Raw genomic sequence first — 17,726 nt, 5'->3', positions numbered from 1 at the left:
TAGAGACTCTATAAACTCTGCTTGGGGTTCTTGGCTTAAACTTTTCATTTCCTACTCCGCCTCTGCTTCAAAGTTAGAATCCGCAAGATTCACAACTTTGGGAGCTTTTACGCCTTTGCGAGGTTGCACATAACCCAAATCCACCAACACATTGGAGAGTTTTGCCAAGACCGGACCGCCCGACCCACTACCGCTTCCTCCGTGCTCTACCATCACGGTAATAACATAACTTGGATTATCCGCTGGCAAAAAACCGGTAATCCAAGCTTGCGAGCGATGAAAATAATCCATATCTTTTTCTTTAATTCTATCCTTATCCGCTTGCGAGATACCTACCACTTGCGCTGTGCCTGTTTTGCAAGCAAGATAGGCTTTGGATTCTCTTGTAGCTAAATTTGCTGTGCCACCTGCTTCTGAACAAACTTGACGCATTCCCTCTCTTAATACATTTAACTTGCTCTTTTGGAAATCGCTTAAGACATCTCTAGGGTAATAGACCATCTCTTCTTCCATTTTCTTTTTGGCAAAATGAGGAATCGGTAGCTTGCCGCTTGCAATGAGGGCGGTATAATTTGCAATCTGCAAAGGAGTAGTCAAAAATAACCCTTGCCCGATAGAACTTACAACATTATCCCCTGAATACCAATCTTGTTTAAAACGAGCTTTTTTGAGACTTGGACTTGGCACGATTCCGGTAAATTCATTGGGCAAATCCACTCCTGTTTTTTTTCCCAATCCCATTGTTTGAAGCACTTTGGCAATATTTTCAAAATCTGTGCGTAAAGAAAGAATATAAAAATACACATCTACGCTTCGTTTCAAAGCTTTATACAAATCCGCACTTCCGTGCCCCTCTTTTTTCCAATCACGAAATTTTCTGCCTCCAAGCTCTATAAAGGCTGGGGTTTTAATCTCTGTTGTTTCGCTAATCCCTGCATATTCTAAAAGAGCCAATCCCATTCCCATTTTAATTACAGAGCCGGGTGGATATAAGCCATTAATAAACTTATTAATTAAAGGTTTATAAGGGCTATCACGCAAGAGATTCCAATTCTCATAAGAGATTCCGCCAACGAAATGGTTTAAGTTGTATTCTGGATAACTTCCCGCAGCCAAAATTTCGCCATTTTGCGCATTCATCACGATTGCTGCACCATTTTTATCCTCAAAAATCTCGTCCATTGCGCGTTGAATCCTAATGTCCAATGTTGTGATTAAATCGTGATTTTCAATTGCTTCTTTATAAGAAACCATTTCCATTTCTTGATTGAGTGCCGTTACCTTGACGATTCGCTTTCCAATCTCTCCTTGCAAATAAGCATCATATTGTCGTTCCAATCCCTCTTTACCAATATTTCCCGTATATTTAGCGATAGGCTGCCTCTCAATATCCTTTTGGTTTGCTTTGCTCACATACCCAATCACATGCGAAGCAGAAGTAAGATTGGGATAATATCTACGCGCTAAAGGAATAATACGCAAGATTTCACTTTGGGCGAGTTGCGCATAATGCTGCATAATGAAAAAATGCTCTGCAAACTCAATCACAGGAATATAATCGTGATTATAAGGGGAATCCTTATGGCGATAATTTTTAATCAATTCTTCCTTAGAATATTGTGGAAAAAACACCAAAAGCTTTTCTATTTCTTTTTCCAACAAAGGCAAATTGGAACGCAAAGAAAGACGAGGAGGCAAGGAGAGCATAAAACCCACATTATTTGTAGCAAGCGGTTCTCCATATCGGTCTAAAATCTGCCCACGCACAGGCACAATGTATTCCTCACGCAAAATATTATTTTCGGCTTGTTCTTGAAAGAATTTTTGATTTAAAATACTTAAATCAAAAATTCTTACTAATAATACCACCCAAAAAAGCACAAACATTACAAAAAATATCGTTATTCGCGTATTCATCATAAAATCCACATTATAAACCATATTAACACGATTTCACATGCAATATACAAACCAACCAGCCACGAAATTTGCGGCATATCTATGTCTAAAAAATATCCAAAAATCTTTAAAAATGCAAAATAACCAAGATACGCATAAGTGATAAATAGAGGTATAAAAACCTTGCTATATCCAAAAAATTTACGAAATTTAGGCAATAAAATTTCAAAAGACATTGCAATAAATAAAATCACGCTAAAAAATGGCAATCCTTTACTTGCCTCAAAATACAAAAAAAATGGCACTAAAAAATAAAAAAATCCAAAGGAATGCTCCTCGTATTTTTCTTGAGTTATCACATACATCACGCCAAAAAGCGGTGGCAAAAAATAAAAAATATCTGTTAAAGAAAGATAAATGACGAGGATAAAAATCAAAAAAAAGATTTTTAGATTTTTTTTATCAGTGCTATTTCTTCGCATAGTGGAAAATGTTTGCATAAAATACAATCCGCCCATATTTTTTGATTTGGTATATTTTCTTTACTCACTTCTTGGAATCCCAATTTCTCAAATAAAGCCCGCCTATAAGTCAAAACTAAAATTTCCTTTACCCCAAGTGCCTTACCCTCCACCTCACAATCTAAAATCAACTCACTTCCTACGCCCAATCTTTGAGCAAAAGGCGCAACAATCAAACTGCGCACTTCTGCCAACTCCAAAGAATGGATATGCAAAGCACAGAATCCCAACATAATGGGGTTTTTTAATGTATTTAAGCTTGTGGATTCTAATTTCAATTTGGCTTGAGGGGTTTTTTGAACGCTTTTTAACACGGATTCCTCCTCCCAAGCTACACGATAAGAACGAATCATATTTGCCATAATTTCTGCGCTTCTTTCCAAAATTATGCCACGTTCCACTTCTGGACGCACAATTTCACGCATCATAGAAATATCTTTTAAAACAGGTCGTGTAATAATCATACTTCCTCCAAAACCTTTCTCCCTAATGTATTTTCAAGAATAAAATCTACAATTTCATTTTGATTCTGTCTTTTTAGGGAGCTAGAAAACTTGGCTTTGGGAAATGTAGATTTAAGCTTACTTTGCTCGTTTGCCTTCAGTTTATCAAATTTTGTAAAAATCTGCACTAAGTGTTGGTCAGCCCTAAGAAACTGCGAAATAAAAGCAACAAGATTCAAATCAATCTCCAAATAAGGATGGCGACTATCCACCAAATGCACAAACAGCCGAATGTTGTCGCGTTTGCGCAAGAACTCTACCAAATTGCGATTCCACAATTCTTTCTGACTTTTTGCAACTTTGGCATAACCAAAACCGGGCAAATCTACAAACATAACCTTTAAAGTATCCGAGTCCAAGCTTTCTTGAGCAATCTTTTCTTTCCATTCTGTTAAAAAGAAATTGATTAATTGCGTTTTTCCAGGCGTAGAAGAGCTTTTAGCAAGATTTTTTTGATTGCAAATTAAATTAATCAATGTGCTTTTGCCTACATTACTACGCCCCAAAAATGCTACTTCAGAAATCATCGGTGGAGGACATTGCGCAAATGTTTGAGCGGAAGTTTGAAATTGAGCAGACTTTAGGATAAAACGACTCATTTTGGCTCTTTTTCAAGTTTAAAAATCAAACGCGCAGGCTTTTCTTCATTGCCCAAAACATTAATAAAACCCTCTTTGTAACGAATAATGATTTTATCGCCTCTTACGACATTATTTTTGGCTATCTCTTTTACCACTGCATTGCCCAAAATCTGATATTCTTGATTGGAAGGCAAATAAAGTGCTTCGTTTGCCCTTCCCTCAATCCTACGTCCATCTTGTAAAGTAAGCCAAAAGCGCACATTTCCAATGGCTTGCATTCTGTTTGGGCGATTATTAGAATCAAGATAAATAAAAGCCTCATCTGCTTTCAAATTATCCTTGGCACGTTTGACTTCTACATTGCCTTTTAGTTGGGTTAATTTGCGTTGCTCATCTCCAATGAGTTCCTTTGCGCTTACTTCAATCTCCTCTGCCCAAACAAAAGGAACCAACAAAATAAACAAAACCTTAGATAGGTGTTTCATTGTTTTACCTTTAAGATTCCATAAATATTTTTTGCGTAGATTTTATTTTCTCTATACGTGATGTTCTGCCCGCGAATCTTATAGTTTTCGTCCAAAACAATAAATTCCCCCTCTCCTTTTAGCTCTTTTATATCAGGATTATATTGTGCTATTTGACTCCAAAACTTTGTTTTATTGCGTTGATAATTCACACCTTGAGGAAAAAAAATCTCTTGATTATCATAAAGTGCAAAGCTAGATTGTAAATTTTCTTGCCCTAGCACCTTTTCTTTGCGTTGAGATTCTTGACTTGGAAAAGTAAAATTCGTTACACTAAAATGCTCCAACTCATTCATTCCTTTCACATTCTCACGCGCTTTCTTTCCAAGCGCAACCACGCTCACTCCTTGTGCGCCTATCCGATAATATTCAAAATTAAAAACCTCAAATCTTGCAACTTTTTCTCTCCCCTTTAAATCTTGCGTTTTCTTACCATTTAAAACCGCAACCATTACAAGGCTCAACACGCAAAGAGAAAGAAAAAATATCGGGATTAAGCGACCACTTTTGAGTTGATTGATTTTAAGCAAAGATTTCATAAAGTTTAACTTGTAATTTTTCTTTTTTTATTAAATCATCAATCATCTCACGCACAGCACCCTTACCACCCTTATGTTTAAGCACTTTATGAACATTTCGTTTCACTTCTTTTACCGCATCAGAGGGTGCAAAGGAATATTTGACAAGCTTTAGCATACTCAAATCATTCAAATCATCTCCAATGATTGCAACTTCTTTAAGCGAGAGATTTGCTTCTTTTAAAATCTCCTCTAAAGCTTTTGCCTTGTCGCTTACACCCTGTTTGAGATAGGTGATTCTAAGTTCTCGTGCTCGGTTTTCAACCAACTTGGATTTGCGTCCTGTGATAATTGCAACTTCTCCTCCAAGTTTAATCCACATCGCAATTCCTAAGCCGTCTTTTACATTAAACGCTTTCATTTCTACACCCTCATTGCTATAAATCAGACTCCCATCACTCAAAGTTCCATCTACATCTAACACAATCAACTTAATCATAGAATCCCCTTTGTGCTTGGGATTCCAAGTGCCTCATTCCTAGCACTTGCTCTACGCAAAGCAACAGCAAAAGCCTTAAAGGAAGCTTCTATCAAATGGTGTTGATTTTTGCCACGTTTTTGAACAATATGCGCAGAGATTCCAGCATTTATAACCACAGCACGAAAAAACTCTTCTACTAGCTCACAATCAAAATCGCCAACTTTGCCTCTAGTTTCCAAATCAAAAAACAAAAAAGGACGGTTACTAAGGTCCAAGTCGCACTCCACACATGCCTCGTCCATTACGATAGAAGCATTCCCAAAACGTTCCACTTTTTGAATTGGAAAAAGCGAATCTTTCAACAAGGCACCAAGCACAATTCCACAATCCTCCACACTATGATGAAAATCTACCTCCACATCGCCCACACACTGCAATTTAAGATTCCAATTTGCATGCTTACAAAGCGATTCTAACATATGATTAAAGAATCCAATTTTTGTTGAAATCTCCGCCTTACCCTCACCATAAACTTCTAAAGTTGCAGTGATTTTCGTTTCTTTGGTATTGCGTGTAAGAGTTTTCATAATCTACCTTTCTTTAAAATAACTTAAACTTTGGATTCTTTACATCAAACTACTCTGTAGTAATAAATGCTCCTGCTATTTTTTGTGAAGCGATAAAATCCCTTGCCTCTGCCTCACTCTTAAATCCACTCAATAAAACACGATAAATAGGAGAGCCTTGCGCAACATATTCCCGAATCACGGCTTGATAGCCGTGCGCATTTGCATGGGTGCTTTGGTATTTCACAGCACCACTTTTGTTTTTAAAAGCACCAATTTGCACAAGGAAATGCGAAAGTTGCATTCTCTCTTGCGTATGCGCGACTTTGTATTCGCTTCTTGCCAAAGTTTCTTGATTGAGGGGCATAGAATCTGAAATCGTGCCATTAAAGCCAATAACTTCTAAGTGCACGCGTGCCGTACCTTTACCCACCATCTCAATATCTCTTGCCGCACTATTAGACAAATCAATAATCCTCCCCGTTACAAAAGGACCTCTATCATTAATGCGCACAATCGTAGATTTACCATTTTCTTTGCTTGTTACACGCACAATCGTATTCATAGGCAAAGTTTTATGTGCCGCTGTATGCGCATACATACTATAAGTTTCTCCATTAGAAGTTTTTTTGCCGTGAAATTTTGGACCATACCAACTCGCAATTCCTTCATAAGTTTCTCCCAATGCTACTTGTGTTGGATAATACCATTTTCCATTGACTCTATAAGGTTTCATTGTGGCTTTATGTGCTTGTTGGCTTGTATTCATCACTCCATAATCTGGCGTAGATTGTGTCGTAGAAGAGGGATTATAATAAACATCACTCTTACCAAAAAAGCAACCATTCAGGCTAAAAGCTGCCCAAATAACACCTAACAAAATCCCATAAAAACCTTTCACGCTTTATCCTTTTCAAGAGGAATAATAATCTCTTGATTGATAGAAAGGGAATTTGCATTTTGAATCGCGTTGTATTGCGTAATGCGTTTGCTTGGCACACCATAACGTTTGGCGATAGAATGAATCGTCTCTCCCTTGCCTACGCGATGTACCAAATAAGATTTAACTTGTAATTTTTCTTTAGTTTGCACTTCAGATTTATAGCGCGCCAAAAACTGATAAGGCACATACACAGAGTAAGATTTCGCATAAGTTGGAGCGATATTGCGTTTGAATTGTGGATTATAATATTTCAACTCTTTCAAACTCAATCCCACTTGTGCGGCAATTTTGCTTAATGGAGTAGCTGGTGGCACCTCAATTGAAGTAAGCAAAGAATTTGCTCCACGATTTAAGAAATAATCGTAATTATTCGTTTTTAAGGTATCCACATTGCGAAACATCAAAGAAACAGAAAGAATCTTGCGAATATACATACGACTTTCTAATGGAATATATTTGATTTCAGGGTCTAAAAGCACACTCAATGAATCACTACCCGCTTCGCTGATTGCGCGCCTTAAGCGTCCATCACCGCAATTATAGGCAATTGCAGCAAGATACCATTTACCAAAGCTTTCTTTTAATTGCTTTAAATAAGTAATTGCAGCTTTTGTGGATTTGATTGGGTCTTTGCGCTCGTCAATTTGAGCATTAATCTCCAATCCTAAAGATTTAGCGGTTTTGGGCATAAACTGCCACATTCCTATTGCGCGTTTGCTAGACTTAGCAGTCAAAGAGAATCCAGATTCAATCATCGCAAGATACAGGAATTCTTGCGGGATTCCTTCCTTTAAAAACATTTCTTTAAGTGTAGGAATAAACTCATAGCCACTTTTGAATTTTTGTAGCAAATAATCTTGTCTCGCATCACTTAAAAAAGAATTTTTCACATCAACAAAATATTCATTGTTTAAAAATTCTGGTTCTACATCAAAGGTTTTTAAAACCTCCTCGCTGTGCGTATCATAACCCATTATGTCAAATTGAGTAAATCCTAAAGTTGCAATCAATAAAAGGAAATAAAAAAATTTCATCGGATACCTTAAAAAATATTTAATTTTAAGTAAAGATTAGATTCTATCTAAAATTTATAAAGTTTTCAATAAAAATTTATAAAAATACAACGATATTATTTCCCTATTTTGCTTGATTTTGTATCTTTTGTAAAGATTGTTGCGCTTCTTTTAGGCGATTTTGTAACTGCAAAAACCAATCTTTGTATTGTTTAAGCTGCATTTCCTCACTCTCATTTGGATTGTTTAAGATTAAAACAGCACGATAATCTTTCTCAAATTCCTCTACAATCCAACGCAACTGCAAAAACTCTTGAGGGCTTACATTACTTTGCTTTAGAATCTCTAATGCTTGTTCATAATTATGCTTTGTTTTTTGTAAAAATTTCTGAAGATTCAAACGTTGCTTTGATTGGCTAAAAATACTTAGAGCAGAACGATTATATGGGTCTATGTCTAAGGCTTGTGTGGCGAGTTGATAGGAGGATTCAAAGTTTCCCTTATTGAATTCTCTCTTTGCTTCGCGGCTCAAATTATAAGAAGTAGAAAAATAAAAATATCCCGCAATTAAAAACAATAATCCAACGCCTGATACTATCCATCTCATTATTGAATGTTCCTTAGCACTTGATTTAGCTCATCTTCTTCCATTTTAGATTGGATAAGATTCTTTGCTTCTGCTAGCTCCAAAGATTCCACTCCCAATGGCTCTTTTATTACACAAATAACTTTACTAAAAGGCTTTGGCACTTGGAATCTATCCCAGCTATTAAACCTCCAAGCGTTTTGGTAAAGAATCCTTGAAATCACAATGGGAGCTTTAGATTTTTGTGATAAAAGCACGATTCCATCTGCGACACTATGGTAAGGACCACGCGGACCATCAGGCGTGATAGCAATATATTCTTGATTTTCAATTTTCTTTACCGCCCCCAAAAGCGCACGTATTCCTCCTTTGGAACTTGAACCGCGTAGAGAACCGATGTTAAAATATTGCATCGTTTGAGCAATCAAATCCCCATCAAAATGCTGGCTAATCAACACAGAAACTTTTTGCTGACGATTCAAAAACTTATTACTCACCAAAGGTTGCAACAAAAGCTCGCCGTGCCAAAATGCAATGATAAATGTTTCATTATGTGCAATTTTCTCCAAAGTTTTTGGAGAAATCTGAAATTCAAAACGAACTAAATAGGATAGAATCTTGATAATGAAAGCTAAGATGGGCGGTAGCAATTTAATAGAAATCTTACGATTCTTGCTCTTTAAGTTCTGTTTAAAATTCTTAAGATGTTTTTGATAACTTAAAATACCCATTGAAATTCTTGCGATAATCTTTAAATTTTAGATTAACTCTCCCAAAAGTTGCGCACCTTTAATTTGACTGATTTTTACCTTGCAAATCTCTCCTACCAAATTGCGTCCCGCCTTAACACGCACAAGTTTGTTGGTATCGCTTCGCCCCTCAAGCAATAAATTTTCCTCATCAAAACTTTCAAACAAAATAGAATGAATTTTTCCTATTTGCTTAAAATTATCTTCTGTTAAGATTTCTTTATGACGCTCTTTTAGAAGCATTAAACGCTCTTTTGCAACTTCCTCATCAACCAATTTCACACTCTTGTCCTCTTCTAACCATTTTTGAGCTTGCGTATGGGGACGAGATGAATAAATAAAACTATAAAGAGTATCAAAACGCACTTTCTCTAGCATATCCAAGGTGTCCAAAAAGTCTTCTTCGCTTTCTGTCGGGAATCCTACAATAATATCTGTCCCGACACTTAGGCAAGGAATGAGTGAGCGCATTTTTTCAATACGATTCAAAAACCATTCCTTAGTATATCCACGCCTCATTTTTTGCAGAATCGCATTAGAACCACTCTGTAAGGGCATATGAATGGACTTGCAGATTTTGGGATTCCGCGCAAATTCAGAAATAAAATCATCGTCCATATGTAAAGGGTGCGGCGAAGTGAAACGAATGCGTTCCAACCCATTAATTTGAGAAATCTCATTTAAAAGTTGCGTGAAATTAATCGCACGATGTTCATTTGAAAAACGTTTCCCATAGTTATTGACATTTTGCCCAAGAAGCAGAATCTCTTTTACGCCATCGCCTACCATACGTTTTGCTTCATCTAAAATCAGCGCAGCAGGGATTGAAATCTCATTTCCTCTTGTGTGCGGGACAATGCAATAAGTGCATTTTTTATCACAACCAATAGAAATATTAATCATACCCTTTAAGGTGGAATTGGGATTTTGACTAAAAACATAAGCACTATCGTCGTAATCAATATCTACCCAAGCAACGCGTTTTTGGTGAATAATTTGCGAGATTTTAGAAACATTGCGCGCACCAAGCACAAAATCAACCGACTTGGAGCGTTTAAGAATCACATCTCCCAAATGGCTTGCTGTGCAACCACAAACGCCAATTTTTGCGTCTTGTTTTTTGAGTTTAGCATATTGTCCAATCTCTGAAAACAACTTTTTTTCTGGTTTTTCACGCACAGAACAAGTATTAATTAAAATTAAATCTGCTTCTTTTGGATTCTGCGTTAAAAAATAATGCTCCTTTTCTTGTAATTCCGCGATAATATGCGCACTATCGCGTTCATTCATTGCACAACCAAGAGTTTGGATATAAAGTTTTTTACCCAAAGGAATCACTTATAGAATATGCATTTCATACATATAATCACCCTCATCTAACCCATAACGTACTTCACGAAAATAGGCTCGCTTGCCTTTTTTTTCGAAATATTCCAACAAAGATTGCATTTCTTTATGGGAATTTTCTTTATCACAATAGAAAATATCAGATTTTTTTTCCTCTAACATTTCCTCTAATTTTTTAATTGTAACTTTTGTTGGCTTTTCATTAATATGTTCGCGTGCTAATTTAATATCCATATTTTCACCCTTATTTTTGTAGAAAAATATTTGATTATATATATTTTTTACTTAAAAACTAATTTCAACAATGATTTATTTTTATGTTGCTTCCAAAACTTATCAAGAATCTTTATAAATATAAAGCCCTTATAAAGAAAATTTAAACTAAAATAAGCCAAATTATTTTTTGAATTAACAAAACAAATTTTAAGAATTTAAGGACAAAATTTGGAAAAAATACTAGATATTATTGAAGGAATCGCCTATGAAAAAGGGCTTCCAATAGAAAGTGTTTCAGAGGCAGTTAAAGAAGCAGTCATTAAAGTTGCTAAAGAAACTTTAGATTCCAATATTTACTATGAAGCAGAAATTGATAAAAAAAATAAAACACTTCATCTTTACCAAGTAATTAGCGTATGCGAAAACGATAGCTCCGATGTAGAAGATAAAAATAATTTTATCTCGTTAAGTGAAGCCAAAAAACACGACAATGAAATTAAAGTGGGAGATGAATTGCGCTATGAATTAAGTCTAGAAGATATGAGCAGAAGTGCTGTAAATTCCCTCTTTAGAGAACTTGAATACAAAATCCAACGTTTAATTGAAGCGCAACTTTTTGATAAATATAAATCACAAATTGGAAAAATCGTTAGCGGGAATGTCGTGCGGATTGATGATTTGGGAAATACTTATGTAGAAATTGATGAAATCCGCGCCATTTTACCTAAGAAAAATCGTATCAAAGGTGAAGAATTTAACGTAGGACAAGTGATTGGCGCTGTGCTAAAGCACGTTGGGATTGACCGCCAAAATGGAATCACTATTGAATTAAGTCGCACAACACCCAAAATGCTAGAAGAGCTTTTGAGATTAGAAGTACCAGAAATCAAGGACGGGGAAGTAGAAATTGTCAATTGTGCAAGGATTCCGGGAGAACGCGCGAAAGTCGCCTTAAAAACCATTTCTGCAAAAATTGACCCTGTGGGCGCAACAGTTGGTATTAAGGGTGTGCGTATCAATGCTGTCTCAAAAGAACTTAAAAACGAAAGCATTGATTGTATAGAGTATTCTGCGCAACCAGAAATTTACATTGCGCGTGCGCTTTCTCCTGCTCTCGTCATTAGCGTAGCACTAGACGAAAATAAAGCTATCGTCAATATCACAAGCGAACAAAAACCCAAAGCCATTGGCAAAAGTGGAATCAATATCCGCCTAGCCTCTATGCTCACGGGATTTGAAATTGAACTAAAAGAGATTGATAACCTCAATCAAAGCACAAAACAAACGACTGAAACTAATTCGCAAGAAGCACCTAAAAATAATCTTGATATTCTTTCTTCACTTTTTAAAGAATAATTTTAAGAATAAAGATTTGTCTTTTACCGCTTTTTAAATGTTTTTAGAATAGAATCTCAAGCTTTAATTGGATTGTTTTTAAAAAACAAAATATATAGATTTTAGAGAATTTGGAGTTTTTATGATTGGCTGGATGCAAAAACACAAAAAATATTTAATCATTACCATATGGATTAGCACTATTGCTTTTGTTGGTGCGGGATTTGTAGGCTGGGGAAGTTATAGTTTTTCAAGCACGAGCAATGCAGTTGCGGTAGTTGGGGATAGAAAAATTAGCATTGAAAAACTACAACGCGAATATGCAAAACTCTATAATCTCTATAATCAGCTTTTTAATGGAGACTTAGACAATGAGCAGGCTAAAAAAATAGGGATTGAGGAACAAGCTTTAAACAATCTTATTTCACGGGCTCTAAGGCTTAACTATGCTTATGATTTAGGATTGCGTATCAGCAAAGAAGAAGTGATTGATGCCCTAATCGCAATGGATACTTTCCAAAATAATGGTCAATTTGATAATGAAATTTACAAACGTCTTTTAGCGGACAATCAACTGCGTCCAAAAGATTTTGAAGAAGAATTGGGTGAAAGTTTGTTGCTTGAAAAACTAAATGCTATTTTGGAGATTCCATTAACTCCACTTGAAACCGAAATGATGGGTGCTATCTATTTTACAGAAGACCATGTCAAAATTCATATTCTCAAACAATCTGACATCACTTTCACTCCCGCTCAAGAAGCTATTAAAAAATATTGGGAAGAAAATCAAGATATTTATCAAACGGAACGTGGCTACGAAATTGCAAGCATTTTAATCTCTCCTGATAGCATAGGAGCAAATGAAGAAAATCTCAAAAAATATTATGAGGATTTTAAAAACCAATTCTTAAATGCCAATGGGCAGCTTTTGACTTTCCAAGAAGCAAAAGAACAAGTTTTGGAAAAATACAAAGACGCACAGGCAGAAAAGGAATCCCTAAAAGAATATATTGCTTTACGCAAAGGAGAAAACTCTAAAGCAGAAATAAGCACCCTCTATGAAGGTGATGAAACTTATGGGGTAGAATTTTTAGACTTACTTAGTCAAGCCAAAGAACAAAGCACCATTAAACCTATCAAAACAAAAAAAGGCTACCTCACCGCAAAGGTGATAAAAATTATTCCAAGCAAGCCAAAAACCTATGAAGCAGCCAAATTAGACGCCACAGAAGATTTTATTAATTTTGAAAAAGCAAAATTATTAGAAGAAAAAGCAAAATCTCAATTAGCAAACTTTCAAGGTGTGGATGTGGGCTATTTAAGTCGTGAAAGTCGTGCGGTTTTAAAGGGCTTAAACGAACAAGAAAGTCAAGATTTTATCTCCCAACTTTTTACGAAAACTAAAGCAAAAGATTACATTTTCTTGCAAGATAAGATAATTTTATATGAAATCCTTGACCAAAGACTAAAAAATTCTGATATAATGGCAAAAAATTTAGATTTTTTAACACAAAATGGTATGCAAGTCAAATCTCGTCTCGTTGATGTCGCCTTTATGGAACATTTATTGAAAATTTATAAAATTGTTAAAAAAATCTAAATGTTTAAAACATATAGAAACGAATTGTAGCAAAGGACAAGGATTTGGAGCAAATACTTTTAGGTATTGATATAGGTTCAACAAAAATCTGTGCAATCATTGCAAACTGCAAAGATGGAGTTCCTCATATCATTGGCACAGGGTTTCATAAATCACAAGGACTTAAAAAAGGCTCAATCACTAATATAGAACAAGCGAGTCGCGCCATTAAAGATGCCGTAAATGACGCAAAACGTGTGGCAGGCACAAATATTAATAAAGCTGTTATTTCTATCTCTAGTGCTTACACCAAAAGCACTGATAGTTCCGGAGTGCTTAATTGTCTAAATAATGAAATTGGAATCAAAGAAATCAATCGCGTGATTCAGAGTGCGCTTTATAATGCCTCTATTCCAAACGAATACGAAGTGGTGCATATTTTGCCCTATAATTTTAAATTAGACGACCAAGATTTCATTGATGACCCTATGGGAATGAGTGGCGGTCGCCTAGAAGTTTCTGTGCGCATTATTACTGCACAAAAATTAAGCTTAGGGAATCTCAAAAAAGCCATTAAAACTGCGGGAATTGAGATTGAAAACATTGTGCTTGCCTCTTATGCTTCGTCTATTGCTGTTTTAACTGAAGATGAGAAAAATCTAGGAGTTGCTTGTATAGATATGGGTGGGAGCACTTGTGAGTTAATGATTCATGTTGGAAACTCCTTGCGTTATAATGACTTTTTAGGTGTAGGTTCTAATCATATCACGAATGACTTGGCAATGGCATTGCACACGCCGCAATCTATTGCAGAACAAGTAAAGATTCAATATGGTGGCTTTCCAAGAACTTCAGAAGATACAGAGAATCTAATTGAGATTCCAAGTATAGGTGGTAGCGACAATGACAAACATCAAGTTTCACTTGCGGTGGTACACAATGTCGTCTATGCACGTGTAGAAGAAACACTAATGATTCTAGCCAAATCATTAGAGCATAGCAACCTAAAAGACCAGCTAGGAAGTGGAATCGTACTTACAGGTGGTATGGTGCAACTAGATGGAATCCGTGATTTAGCAGCTGCACTCTTTAATGCACCTGTGCGTCTTGCGAATCCCATAGAAATTGATGGTTTATTCACAGACTTAAAGGGACCAGAATGCTCCACAGCAATCGGGCTGATTCTTTATGCTTCAGGCAAATATACCAACTATGAAATTGATTCGGAAAAACGCATTCGCTATCTTAATGAAAAGCTAGGAGAAGAGACAGAGCAATTATCAAAAAACATTCATCTTATCAATCCTTTGCAAGAGAAACAATCTAGTATTGCAAATCCCGTCAATAGCGTCCCAAAAAGCGCGGCAGATATTAAACAAGATTTAAGTAATATCACAGAAATTAAGAAAATCCAACCCAAAAATAACAATTTCATAAGACAGATGTGGGAAAAACTTACCCAAATGTTTTGATTTAATTTAGGAGGAATAAAACAATGATAGAAGTTCAAGAAGTTAGCCCAAAATTCGGTGCAAACATTAAAGTAATCGGTGTCGGTGGTGGTGGCAGCAATATGATTGGGCATCTAATCAATACAGGGACTTACGAAGGAATTGAATTAGCAGTCGCAAACACAGACGCGCAAGCTATTAATAGCTCTAATGCACCAATTAGAATCCAACTTGGAGCAAAACTCACAAAAGGTTTAGGGGCGGGAATGAAGCCTCAAGTGGGCAAAGACGCAGCATTAGAGAGCTATGAGGAACTAAAACAATTCTTAGAAAATACTGATATTGTCTTTATTTCTGCTGGGCTTGGTGGAGGAACAGGAACAGGTGCAGCACCTGTGATTGCTAAAGCAGCAAAAGAAGTAGGAGCACTCACAGTTTCCATTGTTACTAAACCTTTCCGCTGGGAAGGAAGACAACGCGCCAAACTAGCCGAAGAAGGATATCGTGAATTAAAAGCAGAAAGTGATTCTATTGTTGTAATCCCTAATGAAAAACTCCTCTCTATTGTAGATAAAAATCTTGGATTAAAAGATAGCTTTAGAATCGTTGATGATGTTCTTGTGCGAGCCGTAAATGGAATGAGTGGGGTAATTTTATCCCATAGTGCGGGTGATATTAATGTGGATTTTGCCGATGTTAAAACCGTAATGCACCACAAAGGTATGGCACTTATGGGAATTGGTGAATCTAGCGGTGCAGATGCTGCAAAAGAGGCAATTAAAATGGCAATTGAATCTCCTTTGTTTGATAATATGTCTATTAATGGTGCAAAAGGTGTTTTGGTGCATTTCTACTTCAATCCTGATTATCCATTGGCTGAAATTTCTAATGCAATGGAAATCGTAGAGGGCAATACAGACCCAGAAGCAGAGGTCATCTTTGGAACAACAACAGATTCGAGTTTAGAGCGCGATAAAGTTAGAATCACAATCGTTGCCACAGGATTTGAACGTGATGTAGCACAATCTACTTCCAATCCTCAAGAAGTAAGTCAAAACGAAGAAAGCTCCACATTAAAACTTGTAAATCCTAAAGATATGAGTCAAAAAATCAACCAACAAGATAGCATTACACTTGCAAGAAAAAAAGTCAGTGGCGGAGAATTTGCTAATGATGATTTTTTAGATATTCCTGCATTCTTACGCCGACAAATGGATTAATTTTTCTTCAAATGACTGACAGCAATTAACTATTGTTGGTCATTTATTGCCCAACAATAGTTAAGGATTACAAATGCAAGAGATATTATCTGAATTTGATTTTTTGATGTTATTTTTTTTGTTTGTTGCAGCTTTTGTGGCAGGATTTGTGGATTCTATTGCTGGAGGTGGCGGAATGATTACAATCCCTGTTCTCCTGATTAGTGGAATCCCACCCATTGAAGCCCTAGCGACCAACAAATTTCAATCCACTTTTGGTAGCTTTTCCGCAGCTTATCACTTCTACAAGAAAGGTTATTTAAATCTCAAACGCGCACTTCCTTTTGCATTGCTTGTCTTTGCATTTTCAGCACTTGGCACAATAAGTGTGCAGTTTATCCAAACAGATTCACTCTCCAAGATTTTACCTTTTTTAATTCTTATCTTTGGCATTTATTTCTTATTTTCACCCAAGATTACCGAAGAACAAAGAGCAACAACTATTCATCAAGGATTCTTAATTTTAGCCTTTACCTGCATTGGCTTTTATGATGGCTTTTTTGGACCTGGCACAGGCTCTTTTCTGATGCTTGCGCTTATTCTATTGGGTGGATTTGGGCTAACACAAAGTCTAGCCCAAGCAAAATTTTACAATTTTTCTACCAATGTTGCTTCTTTGGTTTTTTTTGCGCTCGGTGGAAAGATACTTTTCATCATCGGAATCGTAATGGCATTAGGACAATTTATCGGCGCAAATCTAGGCTCACGTGCTGCAATTACCTATGGAATCCGCATTATCAAGCCTTTGATTGTTATTGTTTCTTTTGTAATGGCAGCAAAATTACTCTATGAACAATTTTAGTTTGTATTTAGAAGCAACCAATGTCTAATCTAGCCAAAACTTTGGAATCCATACACCACCCTTTTAAGCCAATCAAAGATTCTAACTCCAAAATTTTAATTTTAGGTTCTTTTCCCTCTGTGGCTTCAAGGGAGCAAGATTTTTATTATTCTCACCCACGCAATCGTTTTTGGGAAGTGCTTGGGAGATTATTTGAATATAAAGACCTAAGAACAAAAAATCACGAAGAAAAAATCACTTTTTTATTGACACAAAAAATTGCACTCTATGATGTTTGTGCAGAATGCACAATTACAAAATCTAGTGATGGAAGCATTAAGAATCCTAAACCCATTCTTTTGGAATCCCTCTTGCAAAACACACAAATACAACACATTTTTCTTAATGGCAAAAAAGCAGCACAAATCTACCAAAAAGCCTTTAAGGATTCTAAAGTAACCTCTTTGCCTCATACTACTTTGCCCTCCACAAGTCCCGCCAATGCAAAATGGAATCTTGAGAGACTCTGCCAAGAATGGCGCGCTATTTTGATAGCTTTACGAAATAAAAACGAAATCTATTAAAGTTTTATGCCCCTTTAAAGAAAAAAAGATAAAATTTCATTTCCGCTTTTGGTATGCCAAGGTAGCTCAGCTGGTTTAGAGCGCTGGTCTCATAAGCCGGAGGTCGGGAGTTCAAGTCTCCCCTTTGGTACCAAGTGCGCTCATAGCTCAGCTGGATAGAGCAACGGCCTTCTAAGCCGTAGGTCAGAGGTTCGAATCCTCTTGGGCGTACCACTTACCCAAAATTTAACTATAAATTTCAACTAAACTTCACCTTAAAAGGAAAAATATGCTAAACAAAATAATGGGGG

Annotated in this window: 20 protein-coding genes and 2 tRNA genes; 8 read left to right on the top strand and 14 right to left on the bottom strand. The window is 36.3% G+C overall.

Annotated elements, in window-relative coordinates; genetic code table 11:
* Nucleotides 1-51: 51 nt before the first annotated feature.
* The 14 genes from mrdA to Q1553_RS02945 all read right to left on the bottom strand — a co-directional run bounded on the left by mrdA (nt 52) and on the right by Q1553_RS02945 (nt 10,465).
* Nucleotides 52-1,917 (bottom strand): penicillin-binding protein 2, encoded by a 1,866-nt coding sequence (gene mrdA, locus Q1553_RS03010; RefSeq protein WP_300842741.1) that lies wholly within the window; start codon nt 1,915-1,917, stop codon nt 52-54.
* Nucleotides 1,917-2,381 carry a hypothetical protein gene (locus tag Q1553_RS03005; protein ID WP_297571560.1) on the bottom strand — a complete coding sequence of 155 codons (465 nt, stop codon included), beginning with the start codon at nt 2,379-2,381 and terminating at the stop codon, nt 1,917-1,919. Before Q1553_RS03005 ends, mrdA begins: the two co-directional genes overlap by 1 nt.
* Nucleotides 2,348-2,884, bottom strand: a complete 537-nt coding sequence (locus Q1553_RS03000) for a GNAT family N-acetyltransferase (protein ID WP_115551023.1) — start codon at nt 2,882-2,884, stop codon at nt 2,348-2,350. The genes Q1553_RS03005 and Q1553_RS03000 overlap by 34 nt, the downstream gene beginning before the upstream one ends.
* A complete protein-coding gene (yihA, locus tag Q1553_RS02995) occupies nt 2,881-3,522 on the bottom strand; it encodes a ribosome biogenesis GTP-binding protein YihA/YsxC (RefSeq protein ID WP_115551024.1) in 642 nt (213 codons plus the stop codon). Before yihA ends, Q1553_RS03000 begins: the two co-directional genes overlap by 4 nt.
* On the bottom strand, nt 3,519-3,989 hold the full coding sequence (gene lptA, locus Q1553_RS02990) for a lipopolysaccharide transport periplasmic protein LptA (RefSeq protein WP_300761499.1): 471 nt from the start codon (nt 3,987-3,989) through the stop codon (nt 3,519-3,521). The genes yihA and lptA overlap by 4 nt, the downstream gene beginning before the upstream one ends.
* Entirely contained in the window at nt 3,986-4,567 is a 582-nt protein-coding gene (locus Q1553_RS02985) for a hypothetical protein (RefSeq protein WP_115551026.1), read from the bottom strand. The genes lptA and Q1553_RS02985 overlap by 4 nt, the downstream gene beginning before the upstream one ends.
* A complete protein-coding gene (locus Q1553_RS02980; protein WP_115551027.1) occupies nt 4,551-5,045 on the bottom strand; it encodes an HAD-IIIA family hydrolase in 495 nt (164 codons plus the stop codon). The genes Q1553_RS02985 and Q1553_RS02980 overlap by 17 nt, the downstream gene beginning before the upstream one ends.
* Complete coding sequence (gene hisB, locus Q1553_RS02975; protein ID WP_297601614.1) at nt 5,042-5,614, bottom strand: imidazoleglycerol-phosphate dehydratase HisB; 573 nt, start codon at nt 5,612-5,614, stop codon at nt 5,042-5,044. Before hisB ends, Q1553_RS02980 begins: the two co-directional genes overlap by 4 nt.
* A 49-nt stretch (nt 5,615-5,663) precedes the next feature.
* Nucleotides 5,664-6,362, bottom strand: a complete 699-nt coding sequence (locus Q1553_RS02970) for a septal ring lytic transglycosylase RlpA family protein (RefSeq protein WP_115551238.1) — start codon at nt 6,360-6,362, stop codon at nt 5,664-5,666.
* A 128-nt stretch (nt 6,363-6,490) separates the two neighbouring features.
* Complete coding sequence (locus tag Q1553_RS02965; RefSeq protein ID WP_300692234.1) at nt 6,491-7,570, bottom strand: lytic transglycosylase domain-containing protein; 1,080 nt, start codon at nt 7,568-7,570, stop codon at nt 6,491-6,493.
* Between the two features lie 103 nt (nt 7,571-7,673).
* Nucleotides 7,674-8,156, bottom strand: coding sequence for a hypothetical protein (locus tag Q1553_RS02960; RefSeq protein WP_115551030.1), 483 nt, complete (start codon nt 8,154-8,156; stop codon nt 7,674-7,676).
* Complete coding sequence (locus tag Q1553_RS02955; protein WP_297601612.1) at nt 8,156-8,866, bottom strand: lysophospholipid acyltransferase family protein; 711 nt, start codon at nt 8,864-8,866, stop codon at nt 8,156-8,158. The genes Q1553_RS02960 and Q1553_RS02955 overlap by 1 nt, the downstream gene beginning before the upstream one ends.
* A gap of 27 nt (nt 8,867-8,893) precedes the next feature.
* Nucleotides 8,894-10,213: a tRNA (N6-isopentenyl adenosine(37)-C2)-methylthiotransferase MiaB gene (miaB, locus tag Q1553_RS02950; protein ID WP_115551239.1), complete on the bottom strand. Its 1,320-nt coding sequence runs from the start codon at nt 10,211-10,213 to the stop codon at nt 8,894-8,896.
* A 9-nt stretch (nt 10,214-10,222) separates the two neighbouring features.
* Nucleotides 10,223-10,465 (bottom strand): HP0268 family nuclease, encoded by a 243-nt coding sequence (locus tag Q1553_RS02945; protein WP_115551032.1) that lies wholly within the window; start codon nt 10,463-10,465, stop codon nt 10,223-10,225.
* 210 nt (nt 10,466-10,675) lie between these two features.
* On the opposite strand from Q1553_RS02945, the gene nusA reads away from it, so the two are divergent.
* The 8 genes from nusA (at nt 10,676) to Q1553_RS02905 (ending at nt 17,649) form a co-directional block, all read left to right on the top strand.
* Entirely contained in the window at nt 10,676-11,803 is a 1,128-nt protein-coding gene (nusA, locus tag Q1553_RS02940) for a transcription termination factor NusA (RefSeq protein ID WP_115551033.1), read from the top strand.
* A gap of 121 nt (nt 11,804-11,924) precedes the next feature.
* Nucleotides 11,925-13,382, top strand: a complete 1,458-nt coding sequence (locus Q1553_RS02935; protein WP_115551034.1) for a peptidylprolyl isomerase — start codon at nt 11,925-11,927, stop codon at nt 13,380-13,382.
* A gap of 44 nt (nt 13,383-13,426) precedes the next feature.
* Complete coding sequence (ftsA, locus tag Q1553_RS02930; RefSeq protein ID WP_115551035.1) at nt 13,427-14,833, top strand: cell division protein FtsA; 1,407 nt, start codon at nt 13,427-13,429, stop codon at nt 14,831-14,833.
* Nucleotides 14,834-14,856: 23 nt separating this feature from the next.
* A complete protein-coding gene (gene ftsZ / locus Q1553_RS02925; RefSeq protein ID WP_115551036.1) occupies nt 14,857-16,032 on the top strand; it encodes a cell division protein FtsZ in 1,176 nt (391 codons plus the stop codon).
* 73 nt (nt 16,033-16,105) lie between these two features.
* Nucleotides 16,106-16,873, top strand: a complete 768-nt coding sequence (locus Q1553_RS02920; protein WP_115551037.1) for a TSUP family transporter — start codon at nt 16,106-16,108, stop codon at nt 16,871-16,873.
* Between the two features lie 20 nt (nt 16,874-16,893).
* Nucleotides 16,894-17,436 carry a DNA-deoxyinosine glycosylase gene (locus Q1553_RS02915; RefSeq protein ID WP_115551038.1) on the top strand — a complete coding sequence of 181 codons (543 nt, stop codon included), beginning with the start codon at nt 16,894-16,896 and terminating at the stop codon, nt 17,434-17,436.
* Nucleotides 17,437-17,491: 55 nt separating this feature from the next.
* Nucleotides 17,492-17,569 (top strand) — tRNA-Met (locus Q1553_RS02910).
* 3 nt (nt 17,570-17,572) lie between these two features.
* Nucleotides 17,573-17,649: transfer RNA gene (locus Q1553_RS02905), tRNA-Arg, on the top strand.
* The last annotated feature ends 77 nt before the right edge of the window (nt 17,650-17,726 follow it).

The sequence above is a fragment of the Helicobacter sp. UBA3407 genome (assembly GCF_949747025.1).
GTDB lineage: Bacteria > Campylobacterota > Campylobacteria > Campylobacterales > Helicobacteraceae > Helicobacter_D > Helicobacter_D ganmani.
This window is presented reverse-complemented; position numbering and strand designations above follow the sequence as displayed.

Bases quoted from the DNA above. Each gene is read 5' to 3' on its own strand.
- ftsZ (WP_115551036.1), top strand. From the start codon at position 14,857: ATGATAGAAGTTCAAGAAGTTAGCCCAAAATTCGGTGCAAACATTAAA.
- mrdA (WP_300842741.1), bottom strand. From the start codon at position 1,917: ATGAATACGCGAATAACGATATTTTTTGTAATGTTTGTGCTTTTTTGG.
- Q1553_RS02935 (WP_115551034.1), top strand. From the start codon at position 11,925: ATGATTGGCTGGATGCAAAAACACAAAAAATATTTAATCATTACCATA.
- hisB (WP_297601614.1), bottom strand. From the start codon at position 5,614: ATGAAAACTCTTACACGCAATACCAAAGAAACGAAAATCACTGCAACT.
- Q1553_RS03000 (WP_115551023.1), bottom strand. From the start codon at position 2,884: ATGATTATTACACGACCTGTTTTAAAAGATATTTCTATGATGCGTGAA.
- Q1553_RS02985 (WP_115551026.1), bottom strand. From the start codon at position 4,567: ATGAAATCTTTGCTTAAAATCAATCAACTCAAAAGTGGTCGCTTAATC.
- Q1553_RS02915 (WP_115551038.1), top strand. From the start codon at position 16,894: ATGTCTAATCTAGCCAAAACTTTGGAATCCATACACCACCCTTTTAAG.
- Q1553_RS02965 (WP_300692234.1), bottom strand. From the start codon at position 7,570: ATGAAATTTTTTTATTTCCTTTTATTGATTGCAACTTTAGGATTTACT.
- Q1553_RS02955 (WP_297601612.1), bottom strand. From the start codon at position 8,866: ATGGGTATTTTAAGTTATCAAAAACATCTTAAGAATTTTAAACAGAAC.
- Q1553_RS02920 (WP_115551037.1), top strand. From the start codon at position 16,106: ATGCAAGAGATATTATCTGAATTTGATTTTTTGATGTTATTTTTTTTG.
- lptA (WP_300761499.1), bottom strand. From the start codon at position 3,989: ATGAAACACCTATCTAAGGTTTTGTTTATTTTGTTGGTTCCTTTTGTT.
- Q1553_RS02945 (WP_115551032.1), bottom strand. From the start codon at position 10,465: ATGGATATTAAATTAGCACGCGAACATATTAATGAAAAGCCAACAAAA.
- Q1553_RS03005 (WP_297571560.1), bottom strand. From the start codon at position 2,381: ATGCGAAGAAATAGCACTGATAAAAAAAATCTAAAAATCTTTTTTTTG.
- Q1553_RS02980 (WP_115551027.1), bottom strand. From the start codon at position 5,045: ATGATTAAGTTGATTGTGTTAGATGTAGATGGAACTTTGAGTGATGGG.
- Q1553_RS02960 (WP_115551030.1), bottom strand. From the start codon at position 8,156: ATGAGATGGATAGTATCAGGCGTTGGATTATTGTTTTTAATTGCGGGA.
- yihA (WP_115551024.1), bottom strand. From the start codon at position 3,522: ATGAGTCGTTTTATCCTAAAGTCTGCTCAATTTCAAACTTCCGCTCAA.
- Q1553_RS02970 (WP_115551238.1), bottom strand. From the start codon at position 6,362: ATGAATACAAGCCAACAAGCACATAAAGCCACAATGAAACCTTATAGA.